This window comes from Roseovarius sp. AK1035, from assembly GCF_003288315.1.
Taxonomy (GTDB): Bacteria; Pseudomonadota; Alphaproteobacteria; order Rhodobacterales; family Rhodobacteraceae; genus Roseovarius; species Roseovarius mucosus_A.
Genome location: NZ_CP030099.1, coordinates 3158016 through 3176943, shown reverse-complemented (window position 1 = coordinate 3176943; position 18928 = coordinate 3158016). Strand labels below are relative to the sequence as shown.

The window sequence follows — 18928 nt, the reverse complement described above, 5'->3', positions numbered from 1 at the left end:
AATGCTACGTCGTCTCTATCATCAACAGCCCGAGAGTTTTGCCTTTAGCCCCGCCAATCAGGCCTGGGCCGAGGGGCAGATCAGCAAATATCCCGAGGGTCGTCAGGCCAGCGCGATCATCCCGCTTTTGTGGCGCGCGCAGGAGCAGGAGGGCTGGCTGAGCCGTCCGGCAATCGAGCATGTGGCTGACATGCTGGCGATGGATTACATCCGCGCCCTTGAGGTGGCGACGTTCTATTTCATGTTCCAGTTGCAGCCCGTGGGCAGCGTGGCACATTTCCAGATTTGCGGCACCACCACCTGTATGATCTGCGGTGCCGAGGATCTGATTGCCGTATGCAAAGACAAAATAGCGCCCAAGGCGTTTGATCTGTCGGCGGATGGCAAGTTTTCCTGGGAAGAGGTGGAATGCCTTGGGGCCTGTGCCAATGCGCCCATGGCCCAGATCGGCAAGGATTATTACGAGGATCTGACCGCCGCCCGCTTTGCCGAGATTATCGACGAATTGGCGGCAGGCAAGGTGCCTGTGCCGGGGCCGCAGAATGGCCGCTATGCCGCCGAGCCGAAATCGGGGCTGACCAGCCTCAAGGATTTTGACAGTGGCCGCGCACAGTATAATGCCAGCGTGCAAGCGGCGGTTGATATTGGCGATACGGTCAAGCGGATTGATGGGACTGAGGTGCCGCTGTTGACACCCTGGCGTGACAAGGGCGCGATGCACAAGCCCGCGCCATCAGCCGTCAAGCAGAACGCAGAGCCTGTTGCCATTGTGACCAAGGTTTCCCCTGCCACGCCTGCGGATGCCACCGGAGCCACGAAGGCCGAGGCACAGGCCACACCGACGGCGAAGCCAGCGGTTGAACCGGCGGCCAAGCCCGTGAAGGCCGGGGCCGAGCCCACGCCGGGCAAAAAGCCCAAAGTGCTGAGCGCACCGCGCAAGAGTGGCGCGGATGATCTGAAGATGATCAAAGGTGTCGGCCCCAAGCTGGAGCAGCTTTTGCACAGCATGGGTTTTTACCACTTTGACCAGATCGCAAAATGGACGGAGGAAGAGATCAGTTGGGTCGATCAGAACCTTGAGGGTTTCAAGGGGCGGGTCAGCCGGGACAACTGGGTTGAGCAGGCAAGATTGTTGGCTGACGGCAAGGAGACGGAGTTCTCTGCCCGGGCCAAGAAAGGTGGCGTCTACTGAATACGCCTGGCTGAACACAACAGGGGGTAACTGTCATGTCTGATACGTCGAAACTGAGCACTTGCCAGATCATAAGCTGGGGCCTCGCGCTCTTGTCTGGGGTTCTGGTGATCTGGTCCACATCCGGTGCGGTTGGGTTCTTTGCTGCGCTTTTGTTGGGGCTGGCCTTTGCGGTGTTCTTTGGTCTGGTCATCACCGGTCTGGTCTGCACCGGCTATAACGCTGGGGATCGCGGGATCGAGGTGCGGGATGTCGAGGCGACGTTGCGGGATATGACGGGGATTACCGGCTACAAGGCGCCGGATGTCGAGGAGGAGGCCCCAGCACCTGCCGCCTCTCCGGTGGCCTCACCGGCGCAATCGGCGTCTGTGAGTGTGGCGGCGGCACCGGTTGAGGTGGAAGCAGAGGCAGATGCAGAGGGCACGAAGCCTGCGGCGCTTGCGGCCCCGCGTGATGGTGCGGCGGATGATCTCAAGCAGATCAAGGGCGTAGGGCCCAAACTTGAAGTGCTGTGTCACGAACTGGGCTTTTATCACTTTGACCAGATCGCGGGCTGGTCTGCAGCAGAGGTTGCGTGGGTCGATCAGAACCTTAAAGGGTTCAAGGGCCGGGTTAGCCGGGACAATTGGGTCGAACAGGCCAAGATCCTCGCCGCAGGAGGCGAGACAGAGTTTTCCAATCGCGTCGCACATGGCGGCGTTTACGAGGAATGATGCAAGCGATGCGCGGGCAAGACAGAGACAGGCAAATGGCACGCAAGGGCCGCACCGTGGGTGTGGTGATTGCGGCGACCATGCTGATCTGGATGGCGGCGCAATGGCTGGGCGCGCAGATGGGATGGCCGATCCGGTTCGTCTTTCTGTTCGATCTGGCCGCCATCGCCGCCTTTATCTGGGCGTTGGTGGTGACTTATCAAATCTGGCGCTTGCGCCGGGATAATCAGGGGTAGCGGAATGCTCAAGGACCAGGACCGTATCTTTACCAATCTCTACGGGATGCACGATCGCAGCCTCAAGGGGGCCTTGGCGCGTGGGCATTGGGATGGCACGGCCAAGATATTGCAGAACGGGCGTGACTGGATCGTGAACCAGATGAAGGCCAGCGGGTTGCGCGGGCGCGGCGGCGCGGGCTTTCCCACGGGCCTTAAATGGTCGTTCATGCCCAAGGAAAGCGACGGGCGGCCATCCTATCTGGTGGTGAATGCGGATGAATCCGAGCCGGGCACCTGCAAAGACCGCGAGATCATGCGCCATGATCCCCATACGCTGATCGAAGGCTGTCTGATCGCGTCCTTCGCGATGAATGCGCATGCCTGCTATATCTATATTCGCGGCGAATATATCCGCGAGAAAGAGGCGCTCCAGACCGCGATTGATGAGGCCTATGCCGCCGGTCTGGTGGGCAAGAACGCCTGCAAATCCGGCTGGGATTTCGACATCTACCTGCATCATGGCGCGGGTGCCTATATCTGTGGCGAGGAAACGGCCCTGCTCGAAAGCCTTGAGGGCAAGAAGGGGATGCCCCGGATGAAGCCGCCGTTCCCGGCGGGGGCTGGTCTTTATGGTTGCCCGACGACGGTGAACAATGTGGAATCGATTGCGGTGGTGCCCACCATCCTGCGGCGCGGGCCAGAGTGGTTTTCAGGCTTTGGCCGACCCAACAATTCGGGCACCAAGCTTTTTGCGATTTCGGGACATGTGAATAACCCCTGCGTGGTTGAAGAGGCCATGTCGATCACGTTCGAGGAATTGATCGAGAAACATTGCGGCGGCATTCGCGGCGGTTGGGACAACCTCAAGGCGGTTATTCCCGGCGGGTCGTCTGTGCCCTGCATTCGCGGCGAATTCATGCGCGAGGCGATCATGGATTTTGATTACCTGCGCGAGCAGCGGTCGGGCCTTGGCACCGCAGCGGTGATCGTGATGGATAAATCAACCGACATGATCAAGGCGATCTGGCGGCTCTCGAAATTCTACAAGCATGAAAGCTGTGGACAGTGCACGCCCTGCCGGGAGGGCACCGGCTGGATGATGCGGGTGATGGATCGTCTGGTTCGGGGCGAGGCGGAGGTCGAGGAAATCGACATGCTGCTTGACGTGACCAAGCAGGTTGAGGGCCACACAATCTGCGCGCTAGGCGATGCGGCGGCGTGGCCCATTCAGGGCCTTATCCGCAACTTCCGCGACGAGATCGAGGACCGGATCAAGGCCAAACGCACCGGTCGCGTCAGCGCAGTGGCGGCGGAATGAGCGTGCTGCAGAAATACCGCCGGGGCGGGCTGTTTGTGATCGCGTTGGCTATGCTTGTCGGCTGTGCCCAGCGCGAAGAGCGTGTGCTGTTCAACGGCAACTATTACCCCGGCAAGGCGCGGGCCGAAAAGGAAGACCGACGCAATTTCACCGCCTTTGTGCGGCGGGCCGGTCGCGGGGTCGAAGGCGCACAGCAAGCGGCGCTTTATGAGGCGACGCGCTATTGTCTGGATAATTTCGGCACGTCCGAGATTGAATGGGTTGGCGTTCCTGCGGGTGCAGAAGGGCCTGTCTATGCGCGTTCCGGGGATACGGTATCGGTGAGGGGACGCTGTATCATATGGTCATAAACCGTTTCATATCAGGGGTTTGCCACGCTTGCTATTGCATAGCAGGCGGCATCGGACCCATCTGCGATGCAGATGGGCGTGCCGTGATGGCCTGCGCCTGCACTGATATGAAAGGAATGATCTGATGCGTATGATCCTGTCTTTTGTCCTGAGCCTTGGTCTGGGTGTTTCGAGCGGCGTGGCCGCTGTGCGTGCCGAATCGCTGGCGCAAGAGGCCGATATCAATCAGGGCCTGTTTTACATGGCGGTCGCCGATGAAATCCGCAAACGCTGTGGTGATATCTCGCCACGGGTTATGACCGCGATTTCTTATATGCGCGCGCTCAAAGCCGAGGCGCAGTCGCGCGGTTACACCGAGGCCGAGATTGACGCCTATATCTCGGACAAAGCCGAGAAGAGAAAGATACGCGGGCGCAGTGACGACTATATCCGGTCGATGGGGGCGATGCCCAATGACGGCCCGAGTCTGTGCGACCTTGGCCGAGCAGAAATCGCGAAACAGAGCCCGATCGGCAAGTTTCTGAAAGCAAAGTGAGATACCATGGCTGACCTACGCAAGATCATCATCGACGATCAAGAGATCGAGGTCGAGGGCGCAATGACCCTCATTCAGGCTTGTGAACAGGCCGGGGTCGAAGTGCCGCGTTTTTGCTATCACGAGCGTCTGTCGATTGCTGGGAATTGCCGGATGTGTCTGGTCGAGGTCGTGGGTGGGCCGCCGAAACCGGCCGCAAGCTGTGCCATGCAGGTCAAGGATCTGCGGCCCGGCCCGGATGGCACGCCGCCGGTGGTCAAGACCAACAGCCCCATGGTCAAGAAGGCCCGCGAGGGGGTGATGGAGTTTCTGCTGATCAACCACCCGCTGGATTGCCCGATCTGCGATCAGGGCGGCGAGTGCGACTTGCAGGATCAGGCCATGGCCTATGGCGTTGATTTCAGCCGCTACCGCGAGCCCAAGCGGGCGAGCGAGGATCTTGATCTTGGCCCGCTGGTCGAGACCCATATGACGCGCTGCATCTCTTGCACGCGCTGTGTGCGCTTCACCTCTGAGGTGGCCGGCATTATGCAGATGGGCCAGACCGGACGCGGTGAAGATGCCGAGATCACCAGCTATCTGGGTCAAACGCTCGATAGCAATTTGCAGGGCAATATCATCGACCTTTGTCCGGTGGGGGCGCTTGTAAGCAAGCCTTATGCCTTTACCGCGCGCCCGTGGGAATTGACCAAGACCGAGACCATCGACGTGATGGACGCGCTTGGCAGCAATATCCGCGTTGATTGCAAGGGGCGCGAGGTGATGCGCATCCTGCCGCGCAATCATGACGGCGTGAACGAGGAATGGATTTCCGACAAGACACGGTTTGTCTGGGACGGGTTGCGGCGTCAGCGCCTGGACCGGCCCTATATCCGGGAGAATGGCAAGCTGCGGGTGGCCACATGGGCTGAGGCCTTGGCCAAGGTGGCAGGCGCCATCAAGGGGGCCAAGAAACTGGCCGGTCTGGTCGGCGATCTTGTGCCGGTCGAGGCCGCCTTTGCGCTCAAGGCGTTGATCGAGGGGCAGGGTGGCCATGTGGAATGCCGCACTGACAGTGCCCGTCTGCCTGCAGGCAATCGCAGCGGCTATGTTGGGAATGTCCGTATCGAGGATCTTGATACGGCCAAGAATGTGGTGCTGATTGGCACCGATCCTCGGGTTGAAGCGCCGGTGCTGAATGCGCGTCTGCGCAAGGCGTGGATCAAGGGGGCCAATATCACGCTGGTTGGCCCCAAGGTTGATCTTACCTATGACTACACCCATGCGGGCACGGATCGTGCCGCGCTTGGCGGGCTGAGCGTGCCTGAGGATACGATTGTCATCGTCGGCATGGGCGCACTGCGCGAGGCCGATGGCGCGGCGGTGCTGGCTGCGGCTATGGCGCTGTCTGGCCGGATGCTGGTGCTGCATACTGCGGCCGGGCGTGTGGGTGCGATGGATGTGGGCGCTGTGACCGAGGGTGGGCTAGAGGCCGCAATCGACGGGGCCGATGTGATCTATAACCTTGGGGCGGATGAGGTTGATATCGCGGCGGGGCCGTTCGTGATCTATCAGGGCAGCCATGGTGATCGCGGCGCGCATCGCGCCGATGTGATCCTGCCTGGCGCTGCCTATACCGAGGAGCAGGGGCTGTTCGTCAATACCGAAGGCCGCCCGCAATTGGCGTTGCGCGCCGGTTTTGCCCCCGGTGACGCCAAGGAAAACTGGGCCATTCTTCGGGCGCTGAGTGGCGAATTGGGCGCGGTTCTGCCCTATGACAGCATCGCGCAGTTGCGTCAGGCGCTGGTCAAGGCGGTGCCGCATCTCAAGAAGGTGGATCAGGTGCCCGCGAATGACTGGCAACCGCTGGAAACAGCCGCGCTTGGCAAGGCTGATTTCCGGTTGGCGATTGCGGATTTCTATCTGACCAACCCGATTGCCCGCGCGAGCGAGCTGATGGCGGAATTGAGTGCCAATGCCAAGGCGCGTGGCACGCAACCGATGGCGGCAGAGTGAGGATGGTCATGGCCCTCATATCGCCTGTGGCGCTTGGGCTGGCGGGCTGCGCAGAGAGTGCATCCCCTGTGCCCTTTGCGCCTGACTATCAGGGGATCGAGACGCGGCTCTTGGATGGGGATCTGGTGAATTTCCACGTGTCCATGCGTGGCGCGCGCGATCCACTGGACGTGGAACGCTATGCCGAATGCGCCGCTGCGCAATATGCGCTGATCCGGGGCTACGGCTTTGCGCGCCACCTGCGCACAAGCGTCTCGGAAGAGGCTGGCATCTGGCAGGGCGATGCGGTTTATACGATCTCGGCGGCGCTGCCCCGAGGACTACTGACAATCGACGCCGAAGTCGTCGCCGCCAATTGTGCGGAAAACGGAATACCGATGGTGTGAGGACCTGATGGCTGAATTCTTTACAACCCCGCTGGGAACCTTCGTGATCATCCTGGCACAATGCCTTGCGGTGGTGGGCTTTGTCATGGTCTCGCTCTTGTTCCTTGTCTATGGCGACCGCAAGATCTGGGCCGCCGTGCAGATGCGCCGGGGTCCGAACGTCGTGGGCACCTGGGGCCTGTTGCAGACGGTGGCGGATGCGCTGAAATACGTGGTCAAAGAGGTCGTGGTTCCGGCGGGGGCCGACAAGGCCGTGTTCATGCTGGCCCCGATGACGAGTTTCGTTCTGGCGGTGCTGGCTTGGGCCGTTATTCCGATGAACGAAGGCTGGGTGCTGTCGGATATCAACGTGGCGGTGCTCTTTGTTTTCGCGGTGTCCTCGCTTGAGGTTTATGGCGTGATCATGGGGGGCTGGGCGTCAAACTCCAAATACCCATTCCTCGGCTCTTTGCGCTCTGCTGCGCAGATGATTTCCTATGAGGTGTCGCTGGGCTTGATCATCATTGGTGTGATCATTTCGACCGGATCGCTCAACTTCAGTGCCATCGTGGGCGCACAGGATACGGCCTATGGGTTCTTTGGCTGGTATTGGCTGCCGCATTTGCCGATGGTGTTCCTGTTCTTTATCAGCGCATTGGCCGAGACCAACCGCCCGCCGTTCGACCTGCCTGAGGCGGAATCCGAGCTGGTGGCTGGCTATCAGGTGGAATATTCCTCGACGCCGTTCCTTTTGTTCATGGCGGGGGAATATATCGCGATTTTCCTGATGTGCGCATTGATGAGCCTGCTGTTTTTCGGCGGCTGGCTGTCGCCCATTCCGGGCCTGCCGGATGGCGTGCTGTGGATGATTGGCAAGATGGCGTTTTTCTTCTTCCTCTTCGCCATGGTCAAGGCGATCACGCCGCGCTACCGCTACGATCAGCTTATGCGGATCGGTTGGAAAGTGTTCCTGCCCATGTCCTTGGGCTGGGTGGTGATCGTGGCGTTTCTTGCGAAATTCGAAGTGCTGGGCGGTTTTTGGGCCCGCTGGGCGATTGGAGGCTGATCCATGACCAAGATAGATTACGGCCGTGCGGCGGGGTATTTCCTGCTCTCCGACTTCTTCAAAGGGTTCAAACTGGGGCTGAAATACTTTTTCGCGCCCAAGGCCACGCTCAACTATCCGCATGAAAAGGGGCCTCTGTCGCCGCGCTTTCGCGGAGAGCATGCGTTGCGCCGTTATCCCAATGGGGAAGAGCGCTGTATCGCGTGCAAGCTGTGCGAGGCCATTTGCCCCGCACAGGCCATCACCATTGATGCAGAGCCGCGCGACGACGGCAGCCGCCGGACCACGCGCTATGACATCGACATGACGAAATGCATCTATTGCGGTTTCTGCCAAGAGGCCTGCCCGGTTGATGCTATCGTCGAAGGGCCGAATTTCGAGTTTGCCACCGAGACCCGCGAAGAGTTGTTCTATGACAAGGCGCGGCTCTTGGCGAACGGCGACCGTTGGGAGGCCGAGATTGCCCGCAACCTAGAGATGGATGCACCCTACCGATGAGCGATCCCAGCAACCCCTTCGAGATGATGATGCGTCAGGCTCAGGAAATGGCCAAGGCGCTCAATCCGGCGCTTGAATCCTTTTCGCCCAAAGGGTTCGAAACGCTGTGGCCAACCATGCCCAAGGATTTCATGGAAATGAGCTTTGGCAAGGGGTTGAACAAGGAGGGGCTGGATGCCAAGACGCGCCTGCTCTTGACCCTTGCCGGGCTGACGATGCTGGGGGCGCAGAGTGACACGCAAATCCGCATGACCGTGCGCCATGCGCTGGAGGCCGGGGCAACCCGTGACGAGATTGCCGAGACCATTGCGCAGATGGCGATGTTCGCCGGCATCCCCTCGATGACGCGCGCCATGGATTTCGCCCGCGAGGTCATGGACCAGGGCGATAAAGAAGGAAAAGACAAATGACGTTTGCGGCCATGGCCTTTTATCTCTTTGCGGTGTCGCTGCTGACCGGCGGGTTGATGACCGTGATCAGCCGCAACCCGGTGCATTCGGTGCTCTGGCTGATCCTGTCGTTCATCAGCGCTGCGGGGCTTTTCGTGCTTTTGGGGGCAGAGTTCGTGGCGATGCTGCTCATTATCGTCTACGTGGGCGCGGTCGCGGTGCTGTTCTTGTTCGTGGTGATGATGCTTGACGTCGATTTCGCCGAGTTGAAGGCGGAAATGGCGAAATACATGCCCTTGGCACTGCTGATCGGGGTGATCCTGCTCATGCAATTCGGGCTGGCGTTCGGCAATTGGGAAATGGCGGATGGGGCCGAGGCGGCGCGCCGCGCGGTGACACCCGAAGGGGTTGAGAACACCGCCGCTTTGGGCCTCTTGCTCTATGATACCTATTTCATCCTGTTCCAGCTTTCGGGTCTGATCCTGTTGGTGGCGATGATCGGGGCGATTGTGCTTACGCTGCGGCATCGCACGGATGTCAAACGGCAGGATGTGCTGGCGCAGATGTACCGTGATCCGGCCAAAGCCATGGAACTGCGGGATGTGAAACCGGGGCAGGGGCTGTAATGGCGGATCTGCTGCATCATGCGGTGTCAGCCCTCGGGCTGGCGGGGTTGGCCGCGATCTGGAGTGTAAAGATGGTGCTGGGATTTTTCATCCTGCGCATCATGAAAAGAAGAAGATTGAGGGTCAGAGGGTGAAACGATGATCGGACTTGAACATTATCTGACGGTGGCGGCAGCGCTGTTCGTCATCGGTATCTTTGGCCTTTTCCTGAACCGCAAGAATGTCATCATCCTGTTGATGTCTATCGAACTTATGCTGCTTTCGGTGAATATCAACCTTGTGGCGTTTTCGTCGCATCTGGGCGATATGGTGGGGCAGGTGTTCACGCTTTTCGTGTTGACCGTTGCCGCCGCAGAGGCCGCGATTGGCCTTGCGATCCTCGTTTGTTTCTTCCGCAATCGCGGCACGATTGCTGTCGAAGACGCCAATGTGATGAAAGGCTGAAGCCATGGAAACCATTCTCCTCTTCGCGCCTCTCGTGGGCGCGCTCCTTGCGGGTTTTGGCTGGCGCATCCTGGGTGACAAGGGCGCACAATGGCTGACGACGGGCCTGCTGTTTCTGTCCTGTATCCTGAGCTGGATCGTGTTTCTGGGGCATGACGGGGTCATGCATCAGGTGCATCTGCTTGATTGGGTGCAATCGGGCACGCTGGATACGGCTTGGGCCATTCGGATGGACCGGCTGACCGCGATCATGTTGATCGTGATCACCACCGTCTCGGCGCTCGTGCATCTGTATTCCATGGGCTACATGGCGCATGACGAGAATTTCCGCGAAAACGAGAGCTATCGGCCCCGTTTTTTTGCGTATCTGTCGTTCTTTACATTCGCGATGCTGATGCTGGTCACGTCGGACAACCTGCTTCAGATGTTCTTTGGCTGGGAGGGTGTGGGCGTTGCCTCTTACCTGCTCATCGGCTTTTACTTTCGCAAGCCGAGCGCCAATGCCGCGGCGATCAAGGCGTTTGTGGTCAACCGGGTAGGTGATTTCGGCTTTGCCCTTGGGATCATGGCGATTTACTTCCTGACGGACTCGATCAAGTTCGATGATATCTTTGCCGCAGCGCCCATGCTGGCAGAGACGCAATTGACGTTCCTGTGGACAGAGTGGAATGCGGCCAATCTGATTGCCGTTTTGCTGTTCATCGGCGCGATGGGTAAATCTGCGCAGCTGTTCCTGCACACCTGGTTGCCGGACGCGATGGAAGGCCCGACTCCGGTGTCGGCCCTTATTCACGCGGCGACGATGGTGACGGCGGGGGTGTTCCTTGTGTGCCGCATGTCGCCGCTGATGGAATACGCGCCGGAAGCTATGACCTTTGTCGTCTTCCTTGGGGCCACCACCGCGTTTTTCGCGGCAACCGTGGGTCTGGTGCAGAATGACATCAAGCGCGTGATCGCATATTCGACCTGCTCTCAGCTTGGCTATATGTTTGTGGCGGCTGGTCTGGGCGTCTATTCGGTGGCGATGTTCCACCTTTTCACGCATGCGTTCTTCAAGGCGATGCTGTTCCTTGGGGCGGGGTCCGTGATCCACGGGATGCATCACGAACAGGACATGCGCAACTATGGCGGTCTGCGCAAGAAGTTGCCCTATACGTTCTGGGCGATGATGATCGGCACGCTGGCCATTACCGGTGTGGGTATTCCCCTGACACATATCGGCTTTGCCGGGTTCCTCAGCAAGGATGCGGTGATCGAGAGCGCGTGGGCGGGCACGGACGGCGGCTATGCGTTCTGGATGCTGGTGATCGCGGCGCTGTTCACGTCATTCTATAGCTGGCGTCTGATGTTCCTGACGTTCTTTGGCGAGGCGCGGGGCGACAAGCACACACATGAGCACGCCCATGAAAGCCCGATGGTCATGCTGGTGCCCCTGGGGGTGCTGGCGCTTGGCGCGGTCTTTGCCGGGATGATCTGGTTCAACAGTTTCTTTGGCAGCCATGAGAGTGTGAACAAGTTCTTTGGCATCCCGGCGCATCATGCTGAGGCGTCTGAGGGGCATGGCACAGAGGGTGCTGCGGATCACGCGGAGGAAACGGCAGAGGCGCATGCCCCGGCCATAGGTCAGGGTGAGGCACCACAGGGGGCCATCTTCATGCATCCCGACAATACCGTGATGGATGACGCGCACCATGCCCCGAAATGGGTCAAGGTCAGCCCCTTTGTTGCGATGCTGACCGGGTTCCTGATGGCAGTCTGGTTCTATATCTGGGATCCGGCGATGCCACGCCGTGTCGCCGAGACAAATCGCCCGCTCTACCTCTTTCTGCTCAACAAGTGGTATTTCGACGAGATCTTTGATTTTCTCTTCGTGCGGCCCTCTAAGGCGCTTGGCCATCTGTTGTGGAAGCGCGGCGATGGCGATGTGATCGACGGGTCGATCAATGGCGTGGCAATGGGGATCATCCCATGGTTCACCCGCCTCGCCGGTCGGGCGCAATCCGGCTACATCTTTACCTATGCCTTTGCCATGGTGATCGGGATCGCGGTTCTGGTGACGTGGATGACGATCTTCGGGGGAGCCAACTGATGGACAACCTGCTTTCCATTGTGACCTTCATCCCGGCGGTCGCGGCGGCCATTCTTGCGGTGTTCCTGCGTGGTTCGGATGAGGCGGCACAGCGCAATGCCAAATGGGTGGCGTTGATTGCCACCACGCTGACATTTGTCGTGTCGCTGTTTATCCTGTTTGATTTCGACGCCTCCAATACCGGGTTTCAGTTCGTTGAAGAGCGCGAGTGGCTTTTGGGCCTGAAATACAAGATGGGCGTGGACGGGATCAGTGTTCTGTTCGTGATGCTGACAACCTTCATGATGCCTCTGACTATCGCGGCGTCCTGGGGTGTGACCACGCGCGTCAAAGAATACATGATCGCCTTCTTGCTTTTGGAAACGCTCATGCTGGGCGTGTTCATGGCGCTGGATCTGGTGCTCTTTTACCTCTTCTTTGAGGCGGGGCTGATCCCGATGTTCCTGATCATCGGGATCTGGGGCGGCAAGGAACGGATTTACGCCTCGTTCAAGTTCTTCCTCTACACCTTCCTTGGCTCTGTGCTGATGTTGGTGGCGATGGTGGCGATGTTCTCGGATGCGGGCACCACGGATATCGCGGCCTTGCTCAAGCATGAATTCGAGAGCGAGACATTCTCGATCCTCGGGGTTCAGGTGATCGGCGGGATGCAGACGCTGATGTTCCTGGCGTTCTTTGCCAGCTTTGCGGTCAAGATGCCGATGTGGCCGGTGCATACCTGGTTGCCGGATGCCCACGTGCAGGCGCCGACAGCCGGGTCGGTTGTGCTGGCGGCCATCCTCTTGAAGATGGGCGGCTATGGGTTCTTGCGCTTTAGCCTACCGATGTTCCCGATCGGGTCGGAGGTTCTGACGCCACTGGTGCTGTGGATGAGTGCCATTGCCATTGTCTATACCTCGCTGGTGGCGCTGGCGCAGTCCGACATGAAAAAGCTGATCGCCTATTCGTCAGTGGCGCATATGGGTTACGTGACTATGGGGATTTTCGCGGCCAATCAGCAGGGCGTGGATGGGGCGATTTTCCAGATGCTGAGCCACGGCTTTATCTCGGGCGCGCTCTTTCTTTGCGTCGGCGTGATTTATGACCGGATGCACACGCGCGAGATTGACGCCTATGGCGGTCTGGTGAACCGGATGCCCGCGTATGCGCTGATCTTCATGTTCTTCACCATGGCGAATGTGGGCCTTCCGGGCACCTCTGGCTTTGTGGGTGAATTCTTGACGCTTGTGGGTGTGTTTCAGGTCAATACTTGGGTTGCGGCGGTGGCCACATCGGGTGTGATCCTGTCGGCGGCCTATGCGCTCTGGCTGTATCGCCGGGTGGTGATGGGCGACCTGATCAAGGAGAGCCTGCGCACGATCACCGATATGACCAAACGCGAGCGGGCAATTTTTGCGCCGCTGGTGGTGATGACGTTGTTGCTTGGGGTCTATCCCCGGCTTGTGACCGATATCACCGGCCCCTCGGTTGAGGCGCTGATTTCCAACGTTGAGACGGCACAGGCGATGGCGCAGACCACGACGCAACTTGCCGAAACCTCGCATTGAACCGGAGGCCCTGAGACATGCAGGCTGATCTAACCATAATCCTGCCCGAGATCGTGCTCTCGGTCTATGCGATCTTGGCGCTGTTGGGCGTGGCCTATACCGGGCAAGACCGCATGGCGGGCATGTTGGTCTGGGTGACGGCGGGGCTGTTTGCCTTGTTGGCGATCTGGATCGGTGCGTCGGGCGAGGGCACTCGTACGGCCTTTGGCGGAATGTTCAACGACGATGGCTTTGCGCGCTTTGCCAAGGTTACGATCCTGTTGTCGGCAGCGGCGGTGCTGGTGCTGGGGCAGGATTACATGCAGCGGCGCGGTATCCTGCGGTTTGAGTATCCGCTCTTGGTGGCGCTTGCTGTGGTTGGCATGATGGTCATGGTCAGCGCGGGCGATCTTATGGCGCTTTATATGGGCCTCGAATTGCAATCCCTGTCGCTTTATGTCGTGGCGTCGCTGCGTCGGGACAGCGCCAAATCAACCGAAGCGGGCCTTAAGTATTTCGTTTTGGGCGCGTTGTCGTCGGGTCTCTTGCTCTATGGCGCGTCGCTGACCTATGGCTATGCGGGCACGACGCTGTTTTCCGGGATCATTGCGGCGGCTGAAGGTCAGGCGCCCGTGGGCCTTTTGATCGGTCTGGTGTTCGTTATTTCGGGTCTTGCGTTCAAGATTTCGGCGGTTCCGTTCCATATGTGGACCCCGGATGTCTATGAGGGCGCGCCGACACCTATTACCGCATTCTTCGCCACCGCCCCCAAGATGGCGGCAATGGGGCTATTTGCCCGTGTGGTCCATGATGCATTCGGAGGTGTGGTCGCGGATTGGCAGCAGGTGCTGGCGCTTCTGGCACTGCTGTCGATGTTCCTTGGGGCCTTTGCGGCGATTGGCCAGACCGATATCAAGCGTCTGATGGCCTATTCGTCGATTGCACATATGGGCTATGCGCTGATGGGTCTGGCGGCAGGCACGGTCTTTGGCGTGCAGGCGATGCTGATCTATATGGCGATCTATGTCACGATGAACGTCGGCACCTTTGCATTTATCCTTTCGATGGAGCGGGATGGCCAACCGGTGACGGATATTCGCAGCCTTGCGATGTATTCGCGTGCAGAGCCGGGCCGGGCACTTGCCATGCTGATCCTTTTGTTCAGCCTTGCCGGTGTGCCACCGCTTTTGGGCTTTTTCGGCAAGCTCTACGTGCTGCGCGCCGCCTATGAGGGCGGGTTGGCGTGGTTGGCGATTGCCGGCGTTATCGCCTCGGTGATTGGTGCCTTTTACTATCTGCGGATCGTGTTCTACATGTATTTTGGCGAAGAGGGCGCGGGGCTGCAAACCGGCCGTTCGGCGGTGCAATGGCTGTTCCTGATGGGATCAGCGGCGGTGATGCTGCTTGGTATCGTCAATATGTTCGGGATTGAGGCCATGGCACAGGCCGCGGCAGCGACGCTGGTCAACTAAGCTGTATCTGCCTTGCAAGAGACCAAAGGCGCGCCCCGGTGGCGCGCCTTTCCTGTTTATGGGGTGAGGTATTTTTCTAGCACGATAGCGGGCATGGCCCCGCGCAGCAGCATATCCGGCAGGACATAAGAGGGTGCCATATCAAGACCGAGTTCGGTGGCAAAGGCCATGTCGTTGGCCATATCGAACGTGTTGATGCGCAGGCCAAGCCGGTCTGAAAGCGCTCGCAACTCGGCCTCGGCGCTGGCGCAATCGGCGCAATCCGCCTGCGTAAAGAACGCAAGTGCGGCGGTGGCACCCTTGGGGCCGAAACCGGGCAGATCAGGTGCAAAGAGGCGCGGCGCAGCGCGTTTGAGCAGGTTCAGATCGCGCGCGGACTCGTCGCCATAAAGATCGGCGGCCGTCAGCGGAATAGGCTCTCGTAAAGGGGCAAGCAGCGAGTGTGTTTCGATCAAGACGTCACGGATCGCTGCGCCCAAGAGGGGGCGTGACTGATCCGGAAGGTCCTGCGCCCATGCAGGTCCAGCGGCCCCAAGAACAAGGGCCGCCCAAAGGGAACGTCGCAGCATGGTTATTGCGCGCGAATCTCGTCGGCAATGCGCTGCATGGCGTCCTGTGGCAGATACCCACGCAGCATCTGATCGCCCATCACGAAAGAGGGCGTGCCGCTGATCTGCATCCGTTGGCCAAGGGCGTGATTGGCGGCGATCACTTGGGTCACCGCGTCACTGTTCATTTCGGCGATGATCGCCGGAGCATCAAGACCGAGTGAATCGGCCAGACGGGTAAAGCCCGTTTCGCTCATGCTGCCCGAATATGCCATCAGGGCGTCATGCACAGATGCATAGGCCTCATCGCCTGCGACCTGACGCGTGGCAATGGCAAAGCGCGAGGCCATAACCGATTCTTCACCCAGGATCGGGAATTCCTTGATGATAAAGCGGATGTTGCCATCGGCGGCCAACAGACCCTTCACGTCTTCATGGGCGCGGCGGCAATAGCTGCAGCGATAGTCCATGAATTCCACAAGGGTCAGATCGCCGTCCAGATTGCCGCCGACCCAAGAGTTGGGATCATTGAACAGCGCCTCGGCATTGACCTTGACCAGATCGCTATCGGCCTCGGCCTGACCTTTGGCCTCGCGCTGTTCCAGCACGGCAACTGCTTCCATGATCACTTCGGGGTTTGCCAGCAGGTATTCGCGAATTTCAGCGCGCAAAAGCGTGCGGTCTGCGTCGCTCAGGCTCTCAAGGTCGAGAGCTGCGGCAGGCTGTGCGAAGGCAAAGCAGAGGCCAAGGCTGGCGGCGGATAGGATCATACGTGGCATCAGGATCATTTTCTCCGTTTTTCTTCGGCTTCTGCAGCGAACAGTACATCCTGTGCTCTTTGCCATGCGGCGGAACCACGGGGCAAGAGGTTGGAGGCGCGTTCGGCGTGTATCTTAGCATCTTTGAGCCGCCCCGCGATGGCATATCGTTCAGCGGTCAGCACTGAGGCCATGCCATTGTTGCCCAGCTTGGCGTTGGCCTGCGCCAGATCACGCAGGATGCGGATATCACGGCCATCGCGGCTTCGTGCGGTTTCGAGAAATTGCACGGCTTTTTGCGTCTGATTGTCGGCCAAGAGGGCGCGCCCATAAGAGCCAAGGATAAGCGCATTGTTGGGGGCAAGGTTGGCCGCGCGGGCATAGGCGGCAACGGCGGGCTTGATCTGGCGGCTTTCCATGAGGATCTGACCGCGCAATTCGTGCAAATAGGGATCGTTGGGCCGCAGAGCCACAGCCCCGTCAATCGCGGCCAGCGCGCGGCGCAAATCTGCCTGCCGGTGATAGGCGATGGCCTGGCGCATCAGCTTTATGTCAGGATAGCCAAATTCCCCGGCGCGGGTCAGGGTCCATTTGGGAGAGCGTTGAAATGCGGAAAGTTTGCTTTTGGCCCGGGCGAACCAATAGGTTGCCTCGGGATCGGGGGCGACGGTGCGGCCCTGTGCTTCGGCCAATTGGGTGATCCGGCGGAACCGGTCGCGCGACAAGGGGTGGGTGCGGGCATAGGCATCCTGTCGGTTCACCGAGAGCGCCTCTTGGCCGTTAAAAAGCTCCATCACCTGGACCGCCCCGCGCAGGTCAATTCCTGCGGCCATGAGAAAGCGCATGCCGCTGGCGTCAGCGGCATTTTCTTCGGCGCGGGTGTGGGAAAAGAAGCTGCGTAGTGCCGCACCTTGAAGCCCGGCAGCGGCCCCTACCGCAAACTCTCCACTGCCCGCCGCGGCCCCAGCGACCGCCGCAAGGGCCGTTCCGAGCGCTGCTGCTGTGCGGGCGTTGCGGGCATTGATCGGGCGGCGCATCAGGTGGCCATTGGCGATATGCGCGGCCTCATGCGCGATCACAGATTGCAGCATGGCCGGTGTATCCATCCGAAGGATCAAGCCGGAATGGATAAAGATGCTGTCGGCATCAATGACAAACGCATTCATGCTCGAATCGTCAATCACGAGGATATCCACCCGCGCGGGGCTAAGCCCCGCCGCCTGGAGCACTGGCGCGGCCAGCGCGCGCAAAGCCTGTTCGATGTCTGGGTCGCGCAAGAGCGTGACGGCACGCGCCGGCAGCGCCAGCGACAGGAGAAGCGAGAGAAGGGCAAGACGGAGAAGCAGCATTGACCTTGGCGGCCTTTTCCAGTGAGACGGGTCACATGTGGGGTCAGTCTAGGAGAAAACCAATGCGGAACTCAACCCGGAGCCAAATTGATCCCTTCATCGTGATGGATGTGATGGAGGCCGCCCGCCGCGCCGAAGCTGCGGGACGTGACATTGTCCACATGGAAGTGGGGCAACCCGGCACATCCGCGCCAGAGGGTGCGCGCGCGGCGTTGGCCCGAACCATGGCGACAGAGCCCATGGGCTATACCGTGGCGCTTGGCCTGCCAGCGCTTCGGGCGCGGATCGCGCAGCTTTATGGCGATTGGTATAATCTCGATTTGAACCCGGAACGTGTGGTGATTACGCCCGGTTCGTCCGGGGCCTTCATTCTGGCCTTTACAGCGCTTTTTGACGCGGGCGACCGTGTGGGGATCGGCGCGCCGGGCTATCCCAGCTATCGCCAGATCCTGCGCGCGCTTGATCTTGTGCCGGTGGATATCGAGACGGCGGCGGAAAACCGCCTGCAGCCGGTGCCGGGCGATTTGCAGGGACAGGATTTGCAGGGGCTCTTGGTTGCCAGCCCGGCGAATCCTTCGGGTACGATGCTGGACCGCGCGGCGCTTGGCGGGTTGATTGCGGCGGCAGAGGGGCAGGGCGCAGCATTTATAAGTGACGAGATTTATCACGGCATCGAGTATGAGCGTCGTGCGGTCTCAGCGCTGGAAATCACTGACGATTGTTATGTGATCAATTCTTTCTCAAAGTATTTTTCGATGACGGGCTGGCGGATTGGCTGGATGGTGGTGCCCGAAGATCATGTGCGCGTCATCGAACGGCTGGCGCAGAACCTCTTTATCTGTCCGCCCCATGTCAGTCAGGTGGCGGCCCTTGCGGCGATGGACTGTTCCGAGGAGTTGGAGGCCAATATGGCCGTTTACCGGCGCAACCGGGCGCTAATGCTGGAGGGGCTGCCCAAGGCAGGGTTTGACCGTATCGCGCCGCCCGATGGCGCGTTTTACGTCTATGCCGATGTCAGCCATCTGACCCAAGACAGCCGTGCCTTTGCTGCCGAAATTCTGGAACACGCAGGGGTTGCGGTCACGCCGGGGCTTGATTTTGATCCCTTGCGCGGGGCGGGAACGCTGCGGTTTTCCTATGCCCGTGCCACGGCGGATATCGAGGAAGGTTTGACGCGGCTTCGACAGTTCATGGTCAGCCGGGGCATGGCAAGGGCGCAAGATATCTAAGGGCGGACCTTTTAAGGGCCGCTTGTCAGAAATTTGCCACATTCTGGGCATGTTGTTGCCGAACGGCTGTGTCACTTTCGTGCCGACTCTGAAACTTTCGATACCGGGGCATGACATGCAACAGATCAGAAATGGCTATCGCGGGGCACGCGTGCTTTTGCATGTGAACGCGGATTTCCTGCTCTATGTGGCGACCCTTGGGGCGGCACTCTTGGCGGCGGCCTATATCGGCACCCTATGAGCTGTGA

At 59.7% G+C, this 18928-nt stretch carries 22 protein-coding genes; 19 read left to right on the top strand and 3 right to left on the bottom strand.

Annotated features, from left to right (window positions below; genetic code table 11):
- Position 1: 1 nt before the first annotated feature.
- From RAK1035_RS15155 to nuoN, 17 genes are all read left to right on the top strand, one after another.
- Entirely contained in the window at positions 2-1192 is a 1191-nt protein-coding gene (locus RAK1035_RS15155; protein WP_008280996.1) for an NADH-quinone oxidoreductase subunit E, read from the top strand.
- Between the two features lie 35 nt (positions 1193-1227).
- Positions 1228-1905, top strand: coding sequence for an NADH:ubiquinone oxidoreductase (locus RAK1035_RS20705; RefSeq protein WP_008280995.1), 678 nt, complete (start codon positions 1228-1230; stop codon positions 1903-1905).
- Entirely contained in the window at positions 1902-2141 is a 240-nt protein-coding gene (locus RAK1035_RS15145) for a DUF5337 domain-containing protein (RefSeq protein ID WP_008280994.1), read from the top strand. Before RAK1035_RS20705 ends, RAK1035_RS15145 begins: the two co-directional genes overlap by 4 nt.
- Before the next feature lie 4 nt (positions 2142-2145).
- A complete protein-coding gene (gene nuoF, locus RAK1035_RS15140; RefSeq protein ID WP_008280993.1) occupies positions 2146-3441 on the top strand; it encodes an NADH-quinone oxidoreductase subunit NuoF in 1296 nt (431 codons plus the stop codon).
- Complete coding sequence (locus RAK1035_RS15135) at positions 3438-3791, top strand: hypothetical protein (protein WP_008280992.1); 354 nt, start codon at positions 3438-3440, stop codon at positions 3789-3791. Before nuoF ends, RAK1035_RS15135 begins: the two co-directional genes overlap by 4 nt.
- Before the next feature lie 124 nt (positions 3792-3915).
- A complete protein-coding gene (locus RAK1035_RS15130) occupies positions 3916-4326 on the top strand; it encodes a DUF5333 domain-containing protein (RefSeq protein ID WP_037297631.1) in 411 nt (136 codons plus the stop codon).
- Positions 4327-4332: 6 nt separating this feature from the next.
- A complete protein-coding gene (gene nuoG, locus RAK1035_RS15125) occupies positions 4333-6321 on the top strand; it encodes an NADH-quinone oxidoreductase subunit NuoG (RefSeq protein WP_008280990.1) in 1989 nt (662 codons plus the stop codon).
- Between the two features lie 2 nt (positions 6322-6323).
- A complete protein-coding gene (locus tag RAK1035_RS15120) occupies positions 6324-6707 on the top strand; it encodes a hypothetical protein (RefSeq protein WP_008280989.1) in 384 nt (127 codons plus the stop codon).
- Positions 6708-6714: 7 nt separating this feature from the next.
- Complete coding sequence (gene nuoH, locus RAK1035_RS15115; protein ID WP_008280988.1) at positions 6715-7752, top strand: NADH-quinone oxidoreductase subunit NuoH; 1038 nt, start codon at positions 6715-6717, stop codon at positions 7750-7752.
- Between the two features lie 3 nt (positions 7753-7755).
- Positions 7756-8250, top strand: coding sequence for an NADH-quinone oxidoreductase subunit NuoI (nuoI, locus tag RAK1035_RS15110; RefSeq protein ID WP_008280987.1), 495 nt, complete (start codon positions 7756-7758; stop codon positions 8248-8250).
- Positions 8247-8660, top strand: coding sequence for a carboxymuconolactone decarboxylase family protein (locus RAK1035_RS15105; RefSeq protein ID WP_008280986.1), 414 nt, complete (start codon positions 8247-8249; stop codon positions 8658-8660). Before nuoI ends, RAK1035_RS15105 begins: the two co-directional genes overlap by 4 nt.
- Complete coding sequence (locus RAK1035_RS15100) at positions 8657-9265, top strand: NADH-quinone oxidoreductase subunit J (protein WP_008280985.1); 609 nt, start codon at positions 8657-8659, stop codon at positions 9263-9265. The genes RAK1035_RS15105 and RAK1035_RS15100 overlap by 4 nt, the downstream gene beginning before the upstream one ends.
- Complete coding sequence (locus RAK1035_RS20670) at positions 9265-9399, top strand: hypothetical protein (RefSeq protein ID WP_008280984.1); 135 nt, start codon at positions 9265-9267, stop codon at positions 9397-9399. Before RAK1035_RS15100 ends, RAK1035_RS20670 begins: the two co-directional genes overlap by 1 nt.
- Before the next feature lie 4 nt (positions 9400-9403).
- Positions 9404-9709, top strand: coding sequence for an NADH-quinone oxidoreductase subunit NuoK (nuoK, locus tag RAK1035_RS15095; protein ID WP_008280983.1), 306 nt, complete (start codon positions 9404-9406; stop codon positions 9707-9709).
- 4 nt (positions 9710-9713) lie between these two features.
- The gene (gene nuoL / locus RAK1035_RS15090; protein ID WP_008280982.1) at positions 9714-11798 is read left to right on the top strand and encodes an NADH-quinone oxidoreductase subunit L; all 2085 of its coding nucleotides are present in this window, start codon (positions 9714-9716) and stop codon (positions 11796-11798) included.
- Positions 11798-13345, top strand: a complete 1548-nt coding sequence (locus tag RAK1035_RS15085) for an NADH-quinone oxidoreductase subunit M (RefSeq protein ID WP_037297629.1) — start codon at positions 11798-11800, stop codon at positions 13343-13345. The genes nuoL and RAK1035_RS15085 overlap by 1 nt, the downstream gene beginning before the upstream one ends.
- A 17-nt stretch (positions 13346-13362) precedes the next feature.
- Positions 13363-14796 (top strand): NADH-quinone oxidoreductase subunit NuoN, encoded by a 1434-nt coding sequence (gene nuoN / locus RAK1035_RS15080; protein ID WP_008280980.1) that lies wholly within the window; start codon positions 13363-13365, stop codon positions 14794-14796.
- A 56-nt stretch (positions 14797-14852) separates the two neighbouring features.
- On the opposite strand, the gene RAK1035_RS15075 is transcribed toward nuoN, so the two are convergent.
- The 3 genes from RAK1035_RS15075 to RAK1035_RS15065 are packed head-to-tail and all read right to left on the bottom strand — an operon-like array spanning position 14853 to position 17451.
- A complete protein-coding gene (locus RAK1035_RS15075) occupies positions 14853-15365 on the bottom strand; it encodes a hypothetical protein (protein ID WP_008280979.1) in 513 nt (170 codons plus the stop codon).
- A 2-nt stretch (positions 15366-15367) separates the two neighbouring features.
- A complete protein-coding gene (locus RAK1035_RS15070) occupies positions 15368-16132 on the bottom strand; it encodes a DsbA family protein (protein ID WP_008280978.1) in 765 nt (254 codons plus the stop codon).
- Positions 16129-17451, bottom strand: coding sequence for a M48 family metalloprotease (locus RAK1035_RS15065; protein WP_008280977.1), 1323 nt, complete (start codon positions 17449-17451; stop codon positions 16129-16131). Before RAK1035_RS15065 ends, RAK1035_RS15070 begins: the two co-directional genes overlap by 4 nt.
- Positions 17452-17513: 62 nt before the next feature.
- Between RAK1035_RS15065 and RAK1035_RS15060 the strand changes: the two genes are divergently transcribed.
- Both RAK1035_RS15060 and RAK1035_RS20665 read left to right on the top strand, forming a co-directional pair.
- A complete protein-coding gene (locus RAK1035_RS15060) occupies positions 17514-18680 on the top strand; it encodes a pyridoxal phosphate-dependent aminotransferase (RefSeq protein WP_008280976.1) in 1167 nt (388 codons plus the stop codon).
- Between the two features lie 115 nt (positions 18681-18795).
- On the top strand, positions 18796-18921 hold the full coding sequence (locus tag RAK1035_RS20665) for a hypothetical protein (RefSeq protein WP_257788536.1): 126 nt from the start codon (positions 18796-18798) through the stop codon (positions 18919-18921).
- The last annotated feature ends 7 nt before the right edge of the window (positions 18922-18928 follow it).